The 19,243-nt window shown below is 69.3% G+C and carries 19 protein-coding genes; 11 read left to right on the top strand and 8 right to left on the bottom strand.

Features of this window, described 5'->3' with window-relative positions:
- Positions 1–1,036: dicarboxylate/amino acid:cation symporter (locus C0481_RS17040; RefSeq protein ID WP_293405991.1), on the bottom strand; the 1,036-nt coding region annotated here is incomplete at its 3' end.
- A gap of 123 nt (positions 1,037–1,159) precedes the next feature.
- Here C0481_RS17040 and C0481_RS17045 point away from each other — a divergent pair.
- Positions 1,160–2,608 (top strand): AMP nucleosidase, encoded by a 1,449-nt coding sequence (locus C0481_RS17045; protein ID WP_293405993.1) that lies wholly within the window; start codon positions 1,160–1,162, stop codon positions 2,606–2,608.
- On the opposite strand, the gene C0481_RS17050 is transcribed toward C0481_RS17045, so the two are convergent.
- Positions 2,605–3,135, bottom strand: a complete 531-nt coding sequence (locus tag C0481_RS17050) for a hypothetical protein (protein ID WP_293405994.1) — start codon at positions 3,133–3,135, stop codon at positions 2,605–2,607. The genes C0481_RS17045 and C0481_RS17050 overlap by 4 nt on opposite strands.
- A gap of 185 nt (positions 3,136–3,320) precedes the next feature.
- The gene (locus C0481_RS17055) at positions 3,321–5,348 is read right to left on the bottom strand and encodes a TonB-dependent receptor (protein ID WP_293405996.1); all 2,028 of its coding nucleotides are present in this window, start codon (positions 5,346–5,348) and stop codon (positions 3,321–3,323) included.
- Positions 5,349–5,412: 64 nt separating this feature from the next.
- Here C0481_RS17055 and C0481_RS17060 point away from each other — a divergent pair, with 64 nt between their 5' ends.
- On the top strand, positions 5,413–6,189 hold the full coding sequence (locus tag C0481_RS17060; RefSeq protein ID WP_293405998.1) for a hypothetical protein: 777 nt from the start codon (positions 5,413–5,415) through the stop codon (positions 6,187–6,189).
- Here the strand turns inward: C0481_RS17060 and C0481_RS17065 are convergent.
- Positions 6,186–7,061, bottom strand: a complete 876-nt coding sequence (locus C0481_RS17065; RefSeq protein ID WP_293406000.1) for a LysR substrate-binding domain-containing protein — start codon at positions 7,059–7,061, stop codon at positions 6,186–6,188. The two genes, C0481_RS17060 and C0481_RS17065, sit on opposite strands and share 4 nt — an antisense overlap.
- A gap of 80 nt (positions 7,062–7,141) precedes the next feature.
- On the opposite strand from C0481_RS17065, the gene C0481_RS17070 reads away from it, so the two are divergent.
- The 3 genes from C0481_RS17070 (at position 7,142) to C0481_RS17080 (ending at position 10,361) form a co-directional block, all read left to right on the top strand.
- Complete coding sequence (locus tag C0481_RS17070; protein ID WP_293406002.1) at positions 7,142–8,146, top strand: putative sulfate exporter family transporter; 1,005 nt, start codon at positions 7,142–7,144, stop codon at positions 8,144–8,146.
- Between the two features lie 50 nt (positions 8,147–8,196).
- The gene (locus tag C0481_RS17075) at positions 8,197–8,970 is read left to right on the top strand and encodes a tyrosine-protein phosphatase (RefSeq protein ID WP_293406004.1); all 774 of its coding nucleotides are present in this window, start codon (positions 8,197–8,199) and stop codon (positions 8,968–8,970) included.
- A 221-nt stretch (positions 8,971–9,191) separates the two neighbouring features.
- Positions 9,192–10,361, top strand: coding sequence for an alanine--glyoxylate aminotransferase family protein (locus C0481_RS17080; protein WP_293406005.1), 1,170 nt, complete (start codon positions 9,192–9,194; stop codon positions 10,359–10,361).
- 152 nt (positions 10,362–10,513) lie between these two features.
- Here the strand turns inward: C0481_RS17080 and C0481_RS17085 are convergent, their stop codons facing one another.
- The gene (locus C0481_RS17085; protein ID WP_293406006.1) at positions 10,514–12,343 is read right to left on the bottom strand and encodes an ABC transporter ATP-binding protein; all 1,830 of its coding nucleotides are present in this window, start codon (positions 12,341–12,343) and stop codon (positions 10,514–10,516) included.
- Positions 12,344–12,584: 241 nt separating this feature from the next.
- On the opposite strand from C0481_RS17085, the gene C0481_RS17090 reads away from it, so the two are divergent.
- From C0481_RS17090 to C0481_RS17100, 3 genes are read left to right on the top strand one after another with little or no spacing between them, the layout of a single operon-like run.
- Positions 12,585–14,030 (top strand): MFS transporter, encoded by a 1,446-nt coding sequence (locus C0481_RS17090; RefSeq protein ID WP_293406007.1) that lies wholly within the window; start codon positions 12,585–12,587, stop codon positions 14,028–14,030.
- A 37-nt stretch (positions 14,031–14,067) separates the two neighbouring features.
- A complete protein-coding gene (gene pabB, locus C0481_RS17095) occupies positions 14,068–15,405 on the top strand; it encodes an aminodeoxychorismate synthase, component I (protein ID WP_293406008.1) in 1,338 nt (445 codons plus the stop codon).
- On the top strand, positions 15,402–16,163 hold the full coding sequence (locus C0481_RS17100) for an aminotransferase class IV (protein WP_293406009.1): 762 nt from the start codon (positions 15,402–15,404) through the stop codon (positions 16,161–16,163). The genes pabB and C0481_RS17100 overlap by 4 nt, the downstream gene beginning before the upstream one ends.
- On the opposite strand, the gene C0481_RS17105 is transcribed toward C0481_RS17100, so the two are convergent.
- From C0481_RS17105 to C0481_RS17115, 3 genes are read right to left on the bottom strand one after another with little or no spacing between them, the layout of a single operon-like run.
- Positions 16,156–16,677 (bottom strand): TadE/TadG family type IV pilus assembly protein, encoded by a 522-nt coding sequence (locus tag C0481_RS17105; RefSeq protein WP_293406010.1) that lies wholly within the window; start codon positions 16,675–16,677, stop codon positions 16,156–16,158. The genes C0481_RS17100 and C0481_RS17105 overlap by 8 nt on opposite strands.
- Positions 16,668–17,291: a TadE/TadG family type IV pilus assembly protein gene (locus tag C0481_RS17110; protein WP_293406012.1), complete on the bottom strand. Its 624-nt coding sequence runs from the start codon at positions 17,289–17,291 to the stop codon at positions 16,668–16,670. The genes C0481_RS17105 and C0481_RS17110 overlap by 10 nt, the downstream gene beginning before the upstream one ends.
- Positions 17,292–17,347: 56 nt before the next feature.
- Complete coding sequence (locus tag C0481_RS17115) at positions 17,348–17,746, bottom strand: pilus assembly protein N-terminal domain-containing protein (protein ID WP_293406014.1); 399 nt, start codon at positions 17,744–17,746, stop codon at positions 17,348–17,350.
- Between the two features lie 303 nt (positions 17,747–18,049).
- Between C0481_RS17115 and C0481_RS17120 the strand changes: the two genes are divergently transcribed.
- The 3 genes from C0481_RS17120 to C0481_RS17130 all read left to right on the top strand — a co-directional run bounded on the left by C0481_RS17120 (position 18,050) and on the right by C0481_RS17130 (position 19,135).
- A complete protein-coding gene (locus C0481_RS17120) occupies positions 18,050–18,229 on the top strand; it encodes a Flp family type IVb pilin (RefSeq protein WP_293406016.1) in 180 nt (59 codons plus the stop codon).
- Positions 18,230–18,312: 83 nt separating this feature from the next.
- Positions 18,313–18,495, top strand: a complete 183-nt coding sequence (locus C0481_RS17125; RefSeq protein WP_293406019.1) for a Flp family type IVb pilin — start codon at positions 18,313–18,315, stop codon at positions 18,493–18,495.
- A 121-nt stretch (positions 18,496–18,616) separates the two neighbouring features.
- Positions 18,617–19,135: a prepilin peptidase gene (locus C0481_RS17130; RefSeq protein WP_293406021.1), complete on the top strand. Its 519-nt coding sequence runs from the start codon at positions 18,617–18,619 to the stop codon at positions 19,133–19,135.
- Positions 19,136–19,243 lie beyond the last annotated feature (108 nt).

Raw genomic sequence — 19,243 nt, forward strand, 5'->3', positions numbered from 1 at the left:
GGGCCATGCCCTTGGAGGTGACCATCAGCAGCAGCAGCATGGTGATCTGCTGGCCGATCGTCAGTTCGATGCCGTAGGCCTGGGCGATGAACATCACCGCAAAGGTGCAGTACATCATCGAGCCGTCGAGGTTGAACGAGTAGCCCAGCGGCAGCACGAAGCTGGAGATCCGGCGCGAGAGCCCGAACTTCTGCAGCTCTTCCAGGGTCCGCGGATAGGCCGCTTCCGACGAGGCGGTGGCGAAGGCCAGCAGCGCCGGCTGGCGGATCGCGCCCAGCAGCTTCAGCGCGCGCTTGCCGACGATCAGGATGACCGCGAGGCTCAGCAGGCCCCACAGCACGCCGAGCGAGGCGTAGAAGCCCAGCACGAACTTGGCGTAGTCGACCAGCACGCCCAGGCCCTGGGTCGAGATGGTGGCGGCCAGGGCGGCGAAGATGGCCAGCGGGGCCGTCTTCATGACGTAGCCGGTGACCTTCAGCATGATGTTGGCGATCTGGTCGACCAGGGCGGTGACGGCCGGGGCCTTGTCGTCCAGGGCGGCGACGGCGGTGCCGACGAACACCGAGAACACCACGATCTGCAGGATCTCGTTGTTGGCCATCGCCTCGACGATCGATTTCGGCACCAGGTGGGTGACGAACTCCTTCAGCGTCAGCTTGCTGGCGTCGACCGCGCCGGCCGCGTGGCCCGCGCTGTCGACCAGGCCCATGCCGACGCCGGGCTGGATCAGGTGCACCATCACCAGGCCGATGGTCAGCGAGACGATCGAGGCGGTGATGAACCAGGCCATGGTCTTGACGCCGACCCGGCCGATGGAGGCGGCGTCTTCCATGTGGGCGATGCCCGCCACCAGGGTCGAGAACACCAGCGGGGCGATGATCATCTTGATCAGCCGCAGGAAGACGTCGGTGATGATGGTCAGGTTTTCGGCGACGGACTTGGCCTGTTCCGGGCTCAGGCCCTGGTTCACGCCCCAGCCCACGAGGACCCCGAGCACCATCGCCCCAACAATGAAGGCGGTGAAAAGTCTGTTCATGGCGGGTCCCCCAACGTCACTAGAGCAGGCCTTGTGGCCGACAATGGGGGCTTTCGTCCATAGCTTTGCAAAAGCGTGAAAGAGACGTCTCGCAACCTGCACAAGAGCAGGCTAAACTGACCCATGTTCAATGAAGAGAAGGCAGCCGCCATCGTCGAGCGGCTCAATACCGAATATCAGACGACCGTCGAAGCTCTGCGGAGCGCCCTGAAAACCTTCCTGGCCGGCGGCCCTCCGCCTAGCCCCGCGTCCCGCGCCGAAGGTGTTTTCGCCTATCCCGAACTGCGGCTGACCTGGCCTCCGGGGCACAAGTACCCGCGCCTGTCGCGCGCCTACGCCCGCCTCTCGCAGCCGGGCGCCTACTCGGTCACCGTCACCCGGCCGGACCTCTACCGCGACTATTTGACCGAGCAGATCAGCCTGCTGATGGCCGACTTCGACGTCACCATCGAGGTCGGGCGCTCGCGCCAGGAGATGCCGTTCCCCTACGTGTTGGACGGCGCTGTCGACCTGGCCATGGCCGACATCGGCTCGGCCGAGATCGCGCGTCACTTCCCGACCACCGAGCTTGCGCACATCGGCGATGAGATCGCCGACGGCTTCTGGGACGCGAGCCTGGAGCCGACCCGGCCGTTGGCCCTGTTCGACGGCCTGCGCACCGACTTCTCGCTGGCGCGGCTGGCGCACTACACCGGCACTCCGGCCGAGCACGTGCAGCCCTACATCCTGTTCACCAACTACCACCGCTATGTCGACGAGTTCGTGCGCTGGGGCTGCCAGCAGATCCGCGAGGGCAAGTATGACGCGCTCAGCGCCGCCGGCCGCGTGCTGGTCACCGCTGAAACCGAGAACCCCGAGCAAGTGATCGCCGACGGCGCCTGGCGTCGGCACCAGATGCCGGCCTACCACCTGATGGCCAAGGGCAAGCGCGGCCTGACCCTGGTCAACATCGGCGTCGGCCCGTCCAACGCCAAGACCATCACCGACCACCTGGCGGTGCTGCGGCCCCAGGCCTGGCTGATGATCGGTCACTGCGGCGGGCTGCGCGGCTCGCAGACCATCGGCGACTACGTCCTGGCCCATGCCTATCTGCGCGACGATCATGTGCTCGACGACGTGCTGCCGCCGGAAATCCCGATCCCGCCGATCGCCGAGATCCAGGTCGCCATGAACCGCGCCGCCGAGACCGTCACCGGCGAGAGCGGCGAGATGCTCAAGCGCCGGCTGCGCACCGGCACGGTGGTGACCACCGACGACCGCAACTGGGAGCTCCGCTTCTCGTCCTCGTCGCTGCGGTTCAACCAGTCCCGCGCGGTCGCCATCGACATGGAAAGCGCCACCATCGCGGCCCAGGGCTACCGCTTCCGGGTGCCGTACGGGACGCTGCTCTGCGTGTCGGACAAGCCGCTGCACGGCGAAATCAAGCTGCCGGGCCAGGCCAACGCCTTCTACGAACGCGCCATCGGCCAGCACCTGCAGATCGGCATCGCCACCATGGACCTGCTGCGCGAAGAGGGCCCCAAGCTCCACTCCCGCAAGCTGCGCAGCTTCGACGAGCCGCCGTTCCGCTAGGGCGCGGCGGCAGCGCCGGCGGCAGGCGATTTCGCCAGTTGTCGCCGGCGCCACGAAGCTCGGACCGCCAAGAGCACCCAAGGCAACATGATGACGTTGAACGTCGTCGCGCCCAAGGCATAGCCGAGTAGACGACGGCTGAGGAAGATCTCGAAAAGGTACCAGCCCAACACGATCAGGCTCGGCCAAATCGTGCGGCCATGCAGAATGGCGTAGTACGCGAGGACGGCGGTCAGCGTGAGGAATCCGTGGATCGCCAAGCGCGACAGGTTCGGTTCGAGCATCCCCGACACCGCAAGAGCTCCGTGCACGAGAGCTAACGAGAAAATGCACGCTGCGCCGGTCTCTATGCCGCTACGCACGCTGTGCGCCGTCTTCATGGGTGAAAGCGCCGCGCCGAGCGCCGCCGCCGGCGCATTCGAAATGTTCTGGTATCCCTGCCAAAGGCTATGGCGCTGCCCTTCAGCCAAATCGGCCAGCGGCCTTTGACGCGGCGTTGACGTAGGCGGCTGATCTTCAGTCGGCATGCCCCACCGACGCATGCGCGCCCTTGCGATTTCGTTTATTGGCAGCCGCCGCTTCCCACTCTCGTCATCCCCGGCCGCGTATGCGTGCCGGGGATCCATATGCGCCTGCTGTAGTGGTCAGGCTCCGCGTCTATGGATGGCCGGGACCTGGCGGCCCGGCCATGACGAGCCTGGTGAAATGACGTCTAGAACTTCGTCCGCAGGCCGACCGCGAAATTGCGGCCGCGCAGCGGGGCGACGTCGGTGATGAACGAGGCGTGGTTCAGCGCCTTCTCGTCCAGCAGGTTGGTCCCGCGCACGAAGACTTGGCTCGCAAACCCCGCGGCGGCGAAGTCGTAGGCCAGCGTGCCGTTGACCATGTCGTAGCCGGGGGTCTTGGTCTCGAACTGCGCGATGCGGTCCTGCTCGAAGACCCGCACGTATTCGAGGTTCCCTGACCAGTCGCCGCGGGCGAAATCGCCCCGCACGCCCAGCCGCCCGGCCGGAATGCGCGGCAGGTCGCCGCCGTTGTCGTCGAACTCGGCGCGCACATAGTCGCCGAACACCGCCGCCGAGAGGCCCGGCGCGAAGGCGTGGCGCACCTCGCCCTCGACCCCGGTGAAGGTCGCGTCGGCCTGGCTGTAGCGGATCAGCCGGAAGTCCTCGAACTGGTCGAGGGTGCGGGCGAAGATGTAGCCGTCATAGGCGTAGCGATAGGCGCTGGCCGAGAAGGTCGTCGCCCCGCCGGTCTTCTTGAGGCTCAGCTCGACCGAGTTGGCGGTCTCGACGTCCAGCGTCGCGGTCCCGATCTCGTAGGTGTTGGTCGCCAGGTGGACGCCGCGGGCGTACAGCTCCTGGGCGCTCGGCGCGCGCTGCGACCGCGCCGCCGACAGGCTGACCGTATAGTCGGGCGAAAGCCGCCAGGTCGCCGCCGCCGAGGCCGAGAACGGGCTGTGGTCGGTGTCGATGCGGCCGACCGCGCGGGCGTCCTGCCATTCCTGGCGCAGGGCGCCTTCGAACCGCCAGGCGCCGAGCTCCAGCTCCTCCAGTACGAAGATCGCCGAGTTGGTCATGCGGCTCTTGGGAATGAAAGACTCCGCGCCCACCGCCGCGAAGTCGCTGCGCGCGGTCTGCACCCCGACCACCCCGCGCAGGGCGCCGATCGGCGCGTGCTGCGCGTCGACCCGCGCGTCGTAGCCCTTGTTGGAGAAGGTCGTCGCCACCACGCCGTCGTCGATCTCGTCGTGGGCGTAGTCGGTATAGCCGCCGCGCAGGCGGATGCGTTCGATGCCGGCGATCGGGTCGCGCAGCTCGCCGCGCACGTCGACCCGCTTGCTTTTCAGCTCGACGATCGGGGCGCCGTGCTCGTCGCCCTCGCCATGTTCGTGCTCATGGTCATGATCGTGGCCGCCGCAGTGCAGGCTCGAGCCGTGCGGGTGGCAGTCCTCATATTCGTGGCTGTGGCCGGGCAGGCCGTAGGTGCTGCGCTGGTCGGTATAGGCCGCGCCCAGGTAACCCTGGCTGCCGACCCACGACAGACCCAGCGTCGCGGTGCGGCTGCGGTTGAACGAGCCGTCCAGCGTGTCTTCCGGCCAGTCCGGAACCTCGTAGTCGTCGGCCCGGCGGCCGGCCGCCTCCAGCCGGATCGCGAAGTTCCCGGTCCCGCCGGTGACCCCGACCACGCCGGCGCGCTCGTTGTCGGCCGAGCCGAGCCGCACCTCGGCGACGCCTTCGAAGCCGTCGTCGGGGATCGCCGTCGGGATCTTCTTGTCGATCAGGTTGACCGCCCCGCCGATCGCGCCGCCGCCATAGAGCAGGGCGCTCGGCCCGCGCAGGATCTCGATGCCGTCCAGCAGCAGCGGCTCGCCCGACACCGCATGGTCCGGCGACACCTCCGAGGCGTCCATCAGCGCCGAACCGTCGGTCAGCACCTTCACCCGCGGAGCGGTCTGGCCGCGGATCACCGGCCGGCTGGCGCCGCCGCCGAAGGTGTCAGAGTTGACCCCCGGCAGACCGGTCAGGGTCTCGCCCAGGGTCGACTGCCGGCGATGGTCCAGGTCCTGCCCGCGCACCACCGCCACGCTCGAGGCGACGTCCTTGTCGGAGCGGCCCAGCGGGTCGCCGGTGACGACGATCTCGCCGACCTCGGTTCCCGGTCCGGACTGGTCGGCCCAGGCCGCGGTGGCGCTCGCCGACAGGCTGGCGGCGGCGAGGAGAAGCGTTCGAAGTTGCATTTTACGGGACCCCGGCTCATGACTGAAGCCGCGTCCATTATGTTATAACGTAACACTCATCAAGATGCCGTCTACCGCTCCACCCAAAACCTCGGCGCTCTTCCGCCACATCGAACAGCTGCAGGGCGATGCGCCGTGGGGCGCCTTCCTCGACGCCGGGACCGGCGTGAACTCCGCGCTCTGGTCCAGCGCGCTGGCCACCGACCGCTGGTGCGCGGTCACCGGCTCGGCAGGGCACGGCGCGCAGGTCCAGGGCCGCGTCGGGGCGCGGCTGCGCGCGCAGGACCGGCTGATCGTCGGCAACTGGACTGACCCGGAGCTGCTGGCGGGGGAGGGCTTCGACACCGTGTTGGCCGACTACCTGGTCGGCGCGGTCGAGGGCTTTTCGCCCTACTTCCAGCCGCAGCTGTTCGCGCGGCTGCGGCCGTCGGTGAAGCGGCGTCTCTATGTGGTCGGGCTCGATCCCTACGTGGTGGGCGAGGCGCCGACTAAGGCGGCCCGCGTGGTGCGCGACATCGGGCGGCTGCGCGATGCGGTGCTGCTGCTCGCCGGCGAGACGCCCTATCGTGAGTTTCCGGCCGAGTGGGTGGTCAATGCGCTGCAGACGTCGGGCTATCGGGTGACGTCGGGACGACGCTTCGCCAACCGCTATCGCCAGACGTGGGTGAACGGGCAGCTCGACATGGCGGCGCGCCGCCTCGCCAGGTTCGCCGATCCGCAACTCGCTGCGGCCATGGAGAACTCCATCGAGGCGCTGCGCGAGCGCAGCCTCGACCTGTGCCGGCGCGATGACGGGCTAGCCCATGGGCACGACTACGTGGTCGCCGCCGAACCGGCCTAGTCCAGCCTCTCCAGCAGCGCCGCGGCCGCGCGGCTCGGCCGGCGCTCGGGGTGGCGGACCAGGTCGAACGGGCGCGGCGGCAGCTCCGGACCGATCGTCACCAGCGCGCCGCTCGCGATCAGCGGTCGCGCGGCCAGTTCCGACACCGCCGCCAGGAGCCCGCCTTGCGCCACCGCCGCCAGGATCGCCTCATTCGACGCCAGCGCCAGCGCGCAGGGCAGGGCGTCCGGATCGCCCCCCAGGTCGCGGAGCGCCTGCTCGAACTCCGATCGGGTGCCCGACCCGGCCTCGCGCCGCACCCAGCGATGGTCGGCCAGCGCCGAGATCTCGAACGCAGCGTCCCGCGCCAGCGGGTGATCGGGCGTCGCCACCATCGCCAGCCGATCGGCGCCCACCTGCCGCCGCTCCAGCAACGGCGCCTCGACCGCGCCCTCGACGAAGCCCAGCTCGACCGCCCCGCTCAGCACCGCCTCGGTGACCTGGGCGGTGTTGCCGATGGCCAGGTTCAACTCGATCCCCGGATGGACCCGTCCGAACGCCGCCAGCCGCGGCGGCAGCCAATAGGACCCGACCGTCTGGCTGGCGAAGATGTCGATGCGCCCACGCTTCAGCCCGGCCAGGTCGTCTAGCAGCCGGCCGGCGTCGGCGGCCCGGGCCAGCACCGCGCGGGCCTCGGGCAGAAAGGCGCGGCCGGCCTCGCTCAGCGCCAGGCCGCGGCCGACCCGGTCGAACAGCCGCGTGTCGTGCCGCGCCTCCAGCGCCGCGATCGCCGCGCTGGCCGCCGACTGGGTGATGTTCAGCGCCTGCGCGGCCCGCGTCATGTGCTGGCGCTCGGCCACCGCCACGAAGATGCGCAGCTGTTCCAGGGTCATGCGCTAATGATCTGATTTCACGATTGTTATGGCAAGAATAATGCGTTGGAGTGATTGAATGCGGAGGCGGACAAGGGGGCATGTCCATCGCCCTCGCCATCCGCCATCGTCTTCCCGGGGTTCTGCTCTGCGCCCTGCTCGGCCTGGCCGCCGTCGGTCTGCAGGGGCTTGAAGCCCAGCTCGCCGGCCGCGCCTGGCTGGAAGCCTTGGTCCTGGCCATTCTGCTCGGCGCGGCGATCCGCACCCTCTGGATGCCGGGGCCGCTCTGGACCGGCGGCGTCGAGTTCAGCGCCCGCACCCTGCTCGAACTGGCCGTCGCCCTGCTCGGCGCCGGCGTCAGCGCCGCCAGCCTGGCGGCGGTCGGACCGGCGATGCTGGCCGGGATCGCCCTGGTCGTCGCGCTTTCGGTGGCCGGCGGCTACGCCATCGCCCGGGCCTTCGGCCTGCCGCGCCGCATGGCGGTGCTGATCGCGGCCGGCAACTCGATCTGCGGCAACTCGGCGATCGCCGCCGTCGCGCCGGTGATCGGGGCTGAGCCGGACGACGTCGCCTCGGCCATCGCCTTCACGGCCGTACTCGGGGTCGGCGTGGTGCTCGCCGCCCCGGCGCTCGCCGTGCTGCTCGGGCTCTCGCCGCTGGCCGCTGGCGCCTTCGCCGGGCTGACCGTCTACGCCGTGCCCCAGGTGCTGGCCGCCGCCGCGCCGGCTGGGGCGGCGGCCGTGCAGGTCGGGGCGCTGGTCAAGCTGACCCGGGTGGTGACGCTGGGGCCGGTGTGCCTGGCGCTCGGCCTCATGTCGCGCGGCGGCGAGCGCACCGATTGGCGCCGCCTGGTCCCCTGGTTCGTCGTCGCGTTCCTGGCCTTCGCCGCCCTGCGCGCGGCCGGCGTCCTGCCGCAGGCGACGATCCATGCCGCCGGCCAGATCTCCACCTGGCTGACCATCGCCGCCATGGCCGCGCTGGGCCTGGGAACCGACGTCCGCGCCCTGCTGCGGGCTGGTCCGCGGGTGATTGCGGCGGCCAGCCTGTCGCTGCTGCTGCTCGGTCTGCTGGCCATCGGCCTGCTCACCCTGCTGGGCTGGGCCTGAGGCGCCGCGCCCTCTCGAAATCGCGCCGCAGAAGCGCTAAATCGGCCGCCATGACGACGATCAAATTCGAAGCCATCGACAACTTCCGCGACTTCGGCGGCTATGGCACCGCCTGCGGCCGGGGCCTGAAGGCGGGGCAGCTGTTCCGTTCGGCCAACCACGCCTACGCCACCGACGGCGATCTCGCCGGCCTGCGCGACCTCGGGGTCGGGGTGATCGTCGACCTGCGCCGCCGGCGCGAGCGCGAGCGCGAACCCTCCCGCCGCTGGGAAGGCTTCGCGGGCGCGGTGATCGAGAACGACATCGACGGGCCCGAGCACGACTGGGCCGACGCCCTGAAGGCCGCGCCGAGCGTCAACGCCGACTGGTTCTTCAACGACAGCCTCGAGTTCTATCGCGCCGCGCCGCACGCCGAGCGGATGATCGACCTGTTCAGCCGCTACTTCGCGACCCTGGCCAGCACCGAGGGCGCGGTGGTCGTCCACTGCGCGGCCGGCAAGGACCGCACCGGCATGATCTGCGCCCTGACCCACCACATCGCCGGGGTGCACCGCGACGACACCATGGCCGACTACCTGGCCACCAACGACGCCGCCGCCATCGACAAGCGCGTCGAGTTCCTCGGCCCCTGGATCCGCGACCTGACCGGCGTCACCGTCGACGACGCGGGCCTGCGCCAGGCGGTCAGCGTCAACGAGGCGTTCCTGGCCGAAGCCTTCGCCGCCATGACCGAGAGCCACGGCACCGTCGACCGCTATCTGGAAAAGGTGCTCGGCGTCGACCGGGCGCTGCGCGGGAAGATCGAGGCCCGCATCCTGGGCTGATTGCAGATCCTCCCCTCTTGGGGGAGGTGGATCGCTGCGCAGCAGCGAGACGGAGGGGGACTGCTCTCAGCGCACTAGTGTCAAAGTCCCCCTCAGTCCGCCAAGGCGGACTGCTCCCCCCAGAAGGGGAGCATCTATGACACTTGCTGGCTTTCCCTGGGCTGACATCGTCCGCCCGATCCCCTAAGCGTCCCCGCAACCAACAAAGACGGGGACCAGTCATGCAGAGCTTCCAGCCGCCGCGGCGCATCCTGATGGGGCCCGGCCCCTCCGACGTCAGCCCCCGCGTACTGTCGGCCCTGGCCCGTCCGACCATCGGCCACCTGGACCCGCAGTTCCAGGACCTGATGGAAGAGATCAAGGGCGCGCTGGCTCGGCTGTTCAACGCCCCCGACCACGCCTGCGTCCCGCTGCCCGCGCCCGGCACCGCCGGCATGGAAGCGGCGATCATGAACCTGCTGGAGCCGGGCGACCGCGCGGTCATCGCCATCAACGGCGCCTTCGGCGGCCGCATGGCCGACATGGCCGACCGGGCCGGGGCCGAGGTGGTGAAGGTCGAGTTCGAGTGGGGCAAGCCGGTCGATCCGGCCGCCGTCGAGGAAGCGCTCAAGGCCGCCCCGACCAAGGTCTTCGCCTTCGTCCACGCCGAGACCTCGACCGGCGCGCGCTCCGACGCCGCCACCCTCTGCGGCCTGGCCCGCAAGTACGGCGCGCTCTCGATCGTCGACTGCGTGACCTCGCTCGGCGGCGTGACCGTCGACGTGGCCGCCTGGGACGCGGACGCGGTCTATTCCGGCACCCAGAAGTGCCTCTCGGCCCCTCCGGGCCTCTCGCCGATCGCGCTGTCGAAGCGCGCGCAGGAAGCCATCACCGGCCGCAAGACCAAGGTCCGCAACTGGCTCTGCGACTTCAATCTGCTGATGAGCTACTGGGGCGGCGACGGCGGCCGCACCTATCACCACACGGCGCCGATCAACGCCCTCTATGGCCTGCACGAAAGCCTGGTGGCGCTGTTCGAGGAAGGCCAGCAGGCCGTGCTCGTCCGCCACGCCCGCACCCACGAAGCGCTGGCCGCCGGCATCGAAGCGCTGGGCCTGAAGTTCCTGGTCGACGCCAAGGACCGGCTGCCGCAGCTCAATGCGGTGATCGTGCCCGACGGCGTCGATGAAGGCGCCGTGCGCGCCTATGTGCTCGACAAGTGGGACCTCGAAATCGGCGCCGGCCTCGGCCCGCTGAAGGGCAAGGTCTGGCGCATCGGCCTGATGGGCGCCTCGGCGACCCCCTGGCACGTCCGCCTGTGCCTGAACGCGCTGGCCGAAGCGCTCGCCGCCCAGGGCTTCAAGGCCGACGGCCAGGCGGCCGTCGCCGCCGCCGACGCGAAGCTGGGCTAGCTCGACCCAAGATCCTCCCCCTCTGGGGGAGGTGGCTCGATACCACGCATCGAGACTGAGGGGGACTTCTCTCAAGCGCGCTTGAGCCAAGTCCCCCTCAGTCGGCCTTGCGGCCGACAGCTCCCCCAGCGGGGGAGCATCGTCTCAATCCCCTAGATGCTCGCCTGCATCCGGTAGAGCCGCTCATAGGCTCCGCCGGAGGCGATCAGCTGCTCGTGGCTGCCCTGCTCGGCCACGCCCTGGTCGGTCAGCACCAGGATGCGGTCGGCGTTGCGCACCGTCGACAGCCGGTGGGCGATGACCAGGGTCGTGCGGTTCCTGGCCAGTTCGCCCAGCGCCTGCTGCACGGCCTTCTCGCTCTCGTTGTCGAGCGCGCTGGTCGCCTCGTCGAAGATCAGGATCGGCGCGTCCTTCAGAAACGCGCGGGCGATGGTCAGCCGCTGCTTCTGCCCGCCCGACAGCTTCACCCCACGCTGGCCGATGTCGGTGTCGTAGCCCTTCGGCAGCGCACTGATGAACTCGTGCGCATTGGCCCGCCGGGCCGCCTCGATCACCTCCTCGTCGCTCGCGTCCGGCCGCCCGTAGCGCAGGTTCTCCGCCACGCTGCCGGCGAACAGGTAGACGTCCTGCTGCACGACCGCGACGTTGCGCCGAAGCGAGCTCAGCGTCAGGTCGCGCACGTCGACCCCGTCCACTTCGATCGCCCCGCCGCTCGGCTCATAGAACCGCGGGATCAGCGAGCAGAGCGTCGTCTTGCCGACCCCTGACGTCCCCACCAGCGCCACGAACTCGCCGGGCGCGACGTCCAGCGTGACGTGCCGCAGCACATGGGGGCCATCCTCCTCGTAGCGGAAGCTGACGTCTCGAAACGCGAGCGCCCCCTGCGGTCGATCCAGCTCGATCGCGCCGGGCCGGTCGGCGACCTCCGGCGCGGTCTCCAGGATCTCCATCATCCGCGTGAACCCGGTGTAGCCCTGCTGCCAGAGCCGCACGAAGTTCGCCAGCCGCTGCACGGGATCGATCAGCACCGCCACGCACAGCAGGAAGGTCAGCATGTCGGCGACGCTGAGCTGCGCCTGCTGCACCCGCACCGCTCCGGCCACGATGACCACCACGGTGATCAGCTGGGCGAAGGTGGTGGTCCCGACCGAGAAGTAGGCCTCGCTCTTGTAGCCGGCCCGCCGGGTGTCGAGGAACTTGAGGTTCTCCGCTTCGAAACGCCGGTTCTCGACGTCCTCGTTGGCGAAGGACTTCACCACCCGGATGCCGGCCAGCGAATCCTCGACCCGCTCGTTGATCGCGCCGACCTGCCGCTTGGACTGGGTCAGGGCGATGTTCATGCGGCCGCTGAAGTGCAGGGCGTACATCACCGCGAACGGGATGATGGCCACGATCATCAGGGTCAGCGGCACGTCGAGATAGGCGAGGATGGCGATCGCCCCGGCGAACTTCAGCACCGCGATCGCCAGGTCTTCGGGACCGTGGTGATAGAGCTCGCCCAGCATGAACAGGTCGTTGGTGATCCGGCTCATCAGCTGCCCGACCCGGGTCTGGTCGTAGAACCGGAACGGCAACGTTTGGCAGTGTTCGAACAGCTCCTTGCGAAGCGCGCTCTCCATCTTCGCGCCCATCACATGGCCCTGGTAGTCGACGAACAGCGTCGCCAGCACCTGCACCGCCAGCAGGCCCAGCATGAGCCCGCCGACCGCGTAGATGCCGCTCAGCGCCAATGGCGCTTCGCCGCTCGCGCCAAGCTGGCGGGCGACGTAGTTGGCGCACAGCGGCAGGAACAGCGCCGTCGCCGAGACGAGCACCGCGCAGGCCAAGTCCGCCACAAGCAGCGGAATGTGCTGTCGATAGTAGGAAACGAATTTCAGCGCCCGGGCGCGAGCCTGGGCCGAAGGTCCGGCGCTCGGCCGGAAGCTTTGGGGGTTATGCCGCGCGTCTGCTTGCGCCAGCGCCCCCGGAGTACGTGATTGCATGAACGATCATGTCCTGTTGCGAGGAATTTCCTTTCTGGCTGGACACGAACGTTCTCATTTCACTCTCCCTGCGCCGGCCCGTAGCGTGGGCCGTTGTCGACGCGCGGACTATGCCGCCGCCGCGTCGGTCGGGCAACGCCGTTATCTGCAGGCCATGCCGCTTTTTCGATTCCCAAGCCCGCGGCGGGGCGTAACGTGCCGGCCAAGTCCGCCGCCATGAGCGGGCGTCCGGGAGAGTCCCTTGAGTACAGTTGAAGCTAGCGGATCGGGGTCCGTCGCCGACCTGCCGATCGACGCCGAGGTCATGGGCGACGGCCGCTTGAACCGCGGCGGGGTCGCCTGGTCGCTGTTCGAGGGCGCCCGCAATCCCTACGTCATCCTGATCACCATCTACATCTTCATGCCCTATGTGGCGGGGGTGATGGTCGGCGATCCGGTGCGCGGCCAGGAGGTGATCTCCCAGTGGAGCCAGTACGCCGGCTGGGCGGTGATGCTCACCGCGCCGCTGCTCGGCGCCTCGATCGATCAGCTCGGACCGCGCAAAGGCTGGCTTGGCCTGATCGTCGCGCTGATGGTCCCGATGATGGTCATGCTGTGGTGGGCCCGGCCCGACCAGAGCGGCCTGACCGTCACCATGGTGATGCTCCTGACAACCGCCATCGGCCTGCTCTTCGCGTTCAGCGAGGTGCTGCACAATTCGCTGCTGGTCCGCGCCGCCGGCCTCTCCGGCGCGCACAAGGCCTCGGGCCTGGCCCTGGCGCTCGGCAACTTCACCTCGGTGGTCGCCCTGGCCTTCACCGCCTGGGCCTTCGCCCTGCCGGGCAAGGTCGACTGGGCCTGGGTGCCCAAGGCGCCGTTGTTCGGCCTCGACCCGGCCAGCCATGAGCCGGAGCGCGTGGTCGCGCTGCTCGCCGCCGGCATCTTCGCGCTCGGCGCCCTGCCGCTGTTCCTATTCACGCCCGACGCGCCGAAGACCGGCATTCCAATGCTGACCGCCTTCCGCAACGGCGCGGTCCAGCTGGTGCGGATGGTCGCCACCGTGCGCCGCTACAAGGACGCGGCGATCTATCTGGTCAGCCGGATGTTCTACGTCGACGGCATGAACGCCATCCTCATCTACGCTGGGCTCTACGCCATCGGGGTGATGAAGTGGGGCGCGCTGGAGATGCTGATGTACGGCATCGTGCTCTCCATCCTGGCGGTGTTCGGCGGCTTCGTCGGCCGCTGGCTGGACGCGGGCCTTGGCCCGAAGGGCGCCGTGCGGGTCGAGATCTTCATGTCGCTGCTCGGCATCATCGCCATGCTCGGCATGGGCCCCGACAAGATCCTCTACTTCTGGGCCTTCGACCCGGCCGCCCATCCGCCGATGTGGGACGGGCCGGTGTTCCGCACCCTGCCGGAATGGATCTTCATCCTGATCGGCTTCTCCAACGCCATCTTCATCACCGCCCAGTACGCTTCCAGCCGCACCATGCTGACCCGGATCACCCCGCCCGATCAGACCGGGGCCTTCTTCGGGGTCTACGCTTTGTCGGGCGTCGCCACCGGCTGGCTCGGGCCGATGATGGTCAACTGGGGCACCAAGGCGACCCACAGCCAGCAGGGCGGCTTCGCCATGGTGATCATCCTGCTGGCCATCGGCTTCGTCGGCCTGCTGTTCGTGCGGGGAGGCGGCCGCCGCATCTGACTTTCCCTCGCGCCGCGCTGGGGCTAAGGCCCGGCCCATGACCTGCGTCGCCCAGCTTTCTGCGCCCTGGCGCGAACCGGCCGAGGTGCTCAGCGCCTTCGCGGGCGAGCCCTGGGCGCTCGGTCTCGTCACCGGCGGGCCGGACGCGCGCTGGTCCTATGTCGCCCGCGCTCCCGCCGCGACCTTCACCCACCACGCCGGCGACGCCGGTGAACCCTTCGCCCGCCTGCGCGACCTGCTCGGACCCGCGTCGCCGGGGGCGACGGAAGGCCCGCCGTTCCAGGGCGGCGTGGTCGGCCTCGCCGCCTACGAACTCGGCGACCATGTCGAGGCCCTCGGCCTGCCGCGCCAGGGCGCCTGGCCCGACCTCGCCGCCGCCCGCTACGACGTCCTGCTGGCGTTCGACCATCAGGCCCGCATCGTCGTCGCCGTCGGCCGCGCGGGCGATCACGACGCCGCCCAGGCCCGCGCCCGCGCCGCGCTCGCCTGGATGGACGCCGCGCCGCTCGCGCCGCGTGGCGGCGTCCTGGCCGGCCCGCTGCAGGCGTCAGATCCCGCTGCCTACGAAGCCGCTGTCGCGCAGGTCGTCGCCCGTATCCGCGCCGGCGAGATCTTCCAGGCCAACATCGCCCGCGCCTGGACCGGCGCCTTGGCGCCCGGCGCGCAGCCGTTCGACCTCTTCGCCCGACTGCTGGACCAGAGCGCCGCGCCGTTCGCCGCCTATCTGCGCCTGCCGGGCCTGGCTCTGGTCTCCAACTCGCCCGAGCGCTTCCTGCAGGTCCGTGACGGCCGCGTGGAGACCAAGCCGATCAAGGGCACCCGGCCGCGCGGGGAGGGGCCCGCCGCCGACGCCGCGCTCGCCGCCGAACTGCTGGCCAGCGACAAGGACCGGGCCGAGAACCTGATGATCGTCGACCTGATGCGCAACGACCTGGCCCGCGTCTGCGCGCCCGGCAGCGTCAAGGTTCCCAGCCTCTGGGCGCTGGAGAGCTTCGCCAATGTCCACCACCTGGTCTCGACGGTCACCGGCGCCTTGAGCCCCGGCCGCGACGCCCTCGACCTGCTGGTCGCCGCCTTTCCGCCGGGCTCGATCACCGGCGCGCCCAAGGTCCAGGCGATGAAGGTCATCGCTGGGCTGGAGACCCCGCGCGGCCCCTACTGCGGCTCGCTGTTCTGGGCCGGCGCCGACGGGGAGTTCGATTCCAGCGTCCTGATTCGCACCGCCGCCTGCGTCGAGACCCCGGGCGGCTGGCGGGTGGAGGCGCGGGCCGGGGCCGGCATCGTCGAAGGCAGCGATCCGCTCGCCGAGCGGCTCGAGACCGAGGCCAAGATCGCTGCGCTCGCCAAAGCGCTCACGGAGGCGCCCCGCGCATGATCCCCCTCGACGACCGCGGCCTGCTGCTGGGCGATGGCCTGTTCGAAACCCTGCTGGCGGTGGACGGGGTCCTGGTCGCGCCGGGTCCGCATCTGGACCGCATGGCCGCCGGCTGCGCGACCCTCGGCCTGCCGCCGCTCGATCGGGGCGAGGCCGCGCGGGTGATGGCGGCGGCGCTGGCCGGCCTCGAGGCGACGCGCGTCGCCGTGCGCCTGACCCTCACCGCCGGCTCCGGCGGCCGCGGCCTCGACCGCCCCGACGTCCCGGCCGTGCGCTTGATCGCCACCGCCGCCCCGGCCCCGGCGTCGCAGGAACCCGCCGACCTGATCACCAGCACCGTGCGCCGCAACGACCTCTCGCCGGCCGCGCGGCTGAAGACGCTGTCCTACATCGACAACGTCCTGGCCAGGGCGGAGGCGCGCGGGGCCGGGGTCGACGAGGCGCTGATGCTCAACACGCGCGGCGACGTCGCCTGCGCGGCCGCGGCCAATGTCTTCTGGCTTTGGGGCGGGCGGCTCTACACGCCACAGCTCGATTGCGGAGTGCTGGCCGGGACCATGCGCGCGCAGGTGATCGCCGCGGCGACAGGGCAGGGGTTGCCGGTGGTCGAGACCCGCTCGGGCGTCGCAGAACTGGCCCGCGCCGACGCGGCGTTCCTGACCAACAGCCTGATCGGCGTGCGCCCGGTGCGCTCGCTGGACGGGTTTTCCTGGGAGCCGTCGACGCTGGTCGAGCGCCTGGCCGCTGCGGTCAGTTGAGCGCGATCGGCACCCCGGCGCGCGGCGCCAGGTCCATCTTGTGCCGGAAGGTGAAGGGGCCCGGCAGCATTTTCTGGAACGGCGTGCGGTAGGTGTACACGGTCTCGGCCCGCAGCACCGCGGTGTTCGGCGTCCGCATCGAGGTCGCCACTGTCGTCAAGTCGGTCTTGGCGATGGTCTTGCCGTTATCCAGCGTCCACTTTTCGACGGGGGTACCGTTGGCGCTGATCTCGATGCTGGTCACCCGGATCGCCAGCTGGTCGGTCGGGAACGGCTTCATGATCGAAGTGCTGGCGTTGAAGATGCCGGTCACGTCCGCGGTGGTGACCTGCGCCTGCTGGGTCACCAGGTCGCCGATCGCGGTGGTGGTCGCGCTGGCCCGGCGATTGGCCAGCAGCGCCTGGGTGGCCTCGACCATGCCGAAGTAGAGCATCAGCACGATCGGCACGATGAACGCGAATTCGACGGCGGCCGAGCCGCGCCGGTCGCGAAGCAGGTCCTGTTTCACGGGCATGTGGTGCGGTCTCCGTACGGGCGGAGCGCGGGATTGTACGGCTCGTTGCGGAACAGCCGGGTCGAGCTGATCATCCGGCCGCCTTCATAGTTCTTGAACAGCGGGCGGATCAGCGGCGTGACGATCGGCCATTTATAGTAGGTCGTGACCACCACGATGTCCTCCGGGTTGCCGGCGCACCAGTTGGTTTGCTGCGGATCGAAGGTGTTGGGATCGCGCGGCGCGGCGGCGCCGGCGCTGACGTAGGTGGAGAAGGTCCGGGCCTCGACGAACAGCGGATTGGGGTCGGGATCGCCGGGCTTGGGCGCGGCCACCGAACACATCCGCTTCAGCCAGCTCATGTTGACGCAGACCAGTTGCCGAAAGCCCTGCTGGGTGACCGGCGCGCTGCTCTGGCCGCTTTGAAACTGGCCGGTGCGGATGTTGCGCGCGGCGAAGTCGGTGGCGGTGTCCAGGGTCGCCGAGACCAGCAGGATCATCGCCAGCTCCAGCACCCCGAACATCAGCATCATCAGCGGCATGCTGATCAGGGCGAACTCCACCGCCGTCGCGCCGCGGCGCGAACGGACGAACCGCCGAATGACGGTGCGGAGCTGATTTGCAGAGCGCGACATGGCGTCTCCAGGGAGCTTGACCGCTGGAGGCTAGCTAAATCTGGCTAACTGGAGGTTTAAGGCTTTGCTGAATCGCCGCCCGGGCCCTTGTCGCCGCCGGACCGCTCGCAGCCGCCGGCGCAGGCGTATTCCTCGACCCGGGGGCCGCGGATCACCGACACCCGGCCTTCGCTCGGGCCGGTGACCACCACCTGGCGCTCCAGCACCGTGCGGCCCAGCTGGTCGATCACCACTAGGTTCGTCACCCCGTAGCCGCGGCCGCTGATCACCGCCTTGCCGGCGTCGATCACGGACACGTCGGCGATGGCCGGGTTGCCGATCAGCACGTCGCGGGTTCCGCGCGGCAGGGTCATGGGCGTGCTCTGGTCGATCGGAATCACCAGCGACGGTGCGGCCTGGGCGGCCCCGGCGAGGGCGGCCAAGGCGAGCGTCAGGGACAGGATCGAGCGGCGCATGGGCTGTTCCGGCAGGAGGACGTCGAGCGAAGACTCGATTGGAATGGTCAATAAAGCCTGAACTTTCGGCCCCTCGCGTGCGCGAGAATCATTATGTCGAAGCGCGGAAAATGCCCGATTTTAGCTGCGTGGTTAATCAATATTTACAGTAAACGCAAGTAAACCATTGGTAAAGACGCGTTTATACATGACTGTTTACTGCCAATTAAGCCAACCTTGCGAAAGTCATCCTGCGTTTCGGGGCGAGCAGACCAAAAGGTTTGATGCCTCACAGTCAGCTCGCCAAAACAAAGGAGATCGAGCATGTCGAAGTTCGTTTCGCGCTTCCTGAACGACGAATCCGGCGCCACCGCCATCGAGTACGGCCTGATCGCGGCCCTGATCGCCGTGGCCCTGGTCACCGCCATGGGCTACCTGGGTTCGGGTCTGAAGACCTCGTTCCAGGGCATCCAGACCAAGCTGGTGACCCCGCCGACCTCGTAAGAGGCGACGGATTGACCGATCGCGGCGGCGCAAGCCGCCGCGGTTGCGTCTCTATGGAGATGGTCTGCTAGGAGGGCTTTGGAATGAAAGTTCTGCTCAAGAGGTTCTTCGCTCAACAATCGGGCGCCACCGCTGTCGAGTACGCCCTGATGGCCGCAATGATCACCGTGGTCCTGGTCGCCGCCTTCGGGCCGTTGACCACCGCCTTGACCGGGGTCTTGCAGACCGTCGCCAACGCCTTCCCTCAGACGCTGCCTTCGCAATAGGGCGCCTGGGACTGACAAGAAAAAGGGCCGCTCTCCGCAGCGGCCCTTTTTCTTTTCAATCATCCATTCACGGCTGCGCGCGCAAAGTGCCGTTGAACAAAAGGCCGGACCGATCCCAGAAATGATCACGCTCTTCGCCGCCGCGCTTCTGCTCTTCTTCCCGGTGCTGGTGATCGTCGGCGCGCTGCGCGACCTGACCAGCTTCACCATTCCCAACTGGATCTCGGGCCTGTTGATTGTCGCCTTCTTCCCGGCGGCGCTGCTGCTCGGCGTCGCGCCGATGGCCATTGGGACGCACTTGCTGGTCGGCCTCGCGGCGCTGGCGGTCGGCGTCGCGCTGTTCGCCCTGCGCTGGATCGGCGGCGGCGACGCCAAGCTGTTTGCGGCCGCCGCGCTCTGGCTCGGGGCGCCGGCGGCGCTCTCCTATGTGGTGATGACCGGCCTGGCCGGCGGCGCGCTGGCGCTCGGCCTGCTCAGCCTGCGCTCGCCGATCCTGCGCCCTTATGTGCTCAGCGGGCCGGCCTGGTTCGGACGCTTGGCCGACCCGGACGAGGCGGTGCCCTACGGCGTGGCGATCGCGGTCGGCGCGCTGGCGACTTTCCCGGCCTCGCCGCTGATGCAGGCCTGGCCCGGTTTCTAACCGTGGCTTTAGGGCGCGTTAACCATGGGGCCCGAAAACAGACCTAGCCGGCAAAACGCCGGTCGACCGATTCGCGTGCGCCGGCGGACTGCGGCGCGCTCGCCTGTC

This window comes from Phenylobacterium sp. (genome assembly GCF_013822795.1).
Taxonomy (GTDB): Bacteria; Pseudomonadota; Alphaproteobacteria; order Caulobacterales; family Caulobacteraceae; genus Phenylobacterium.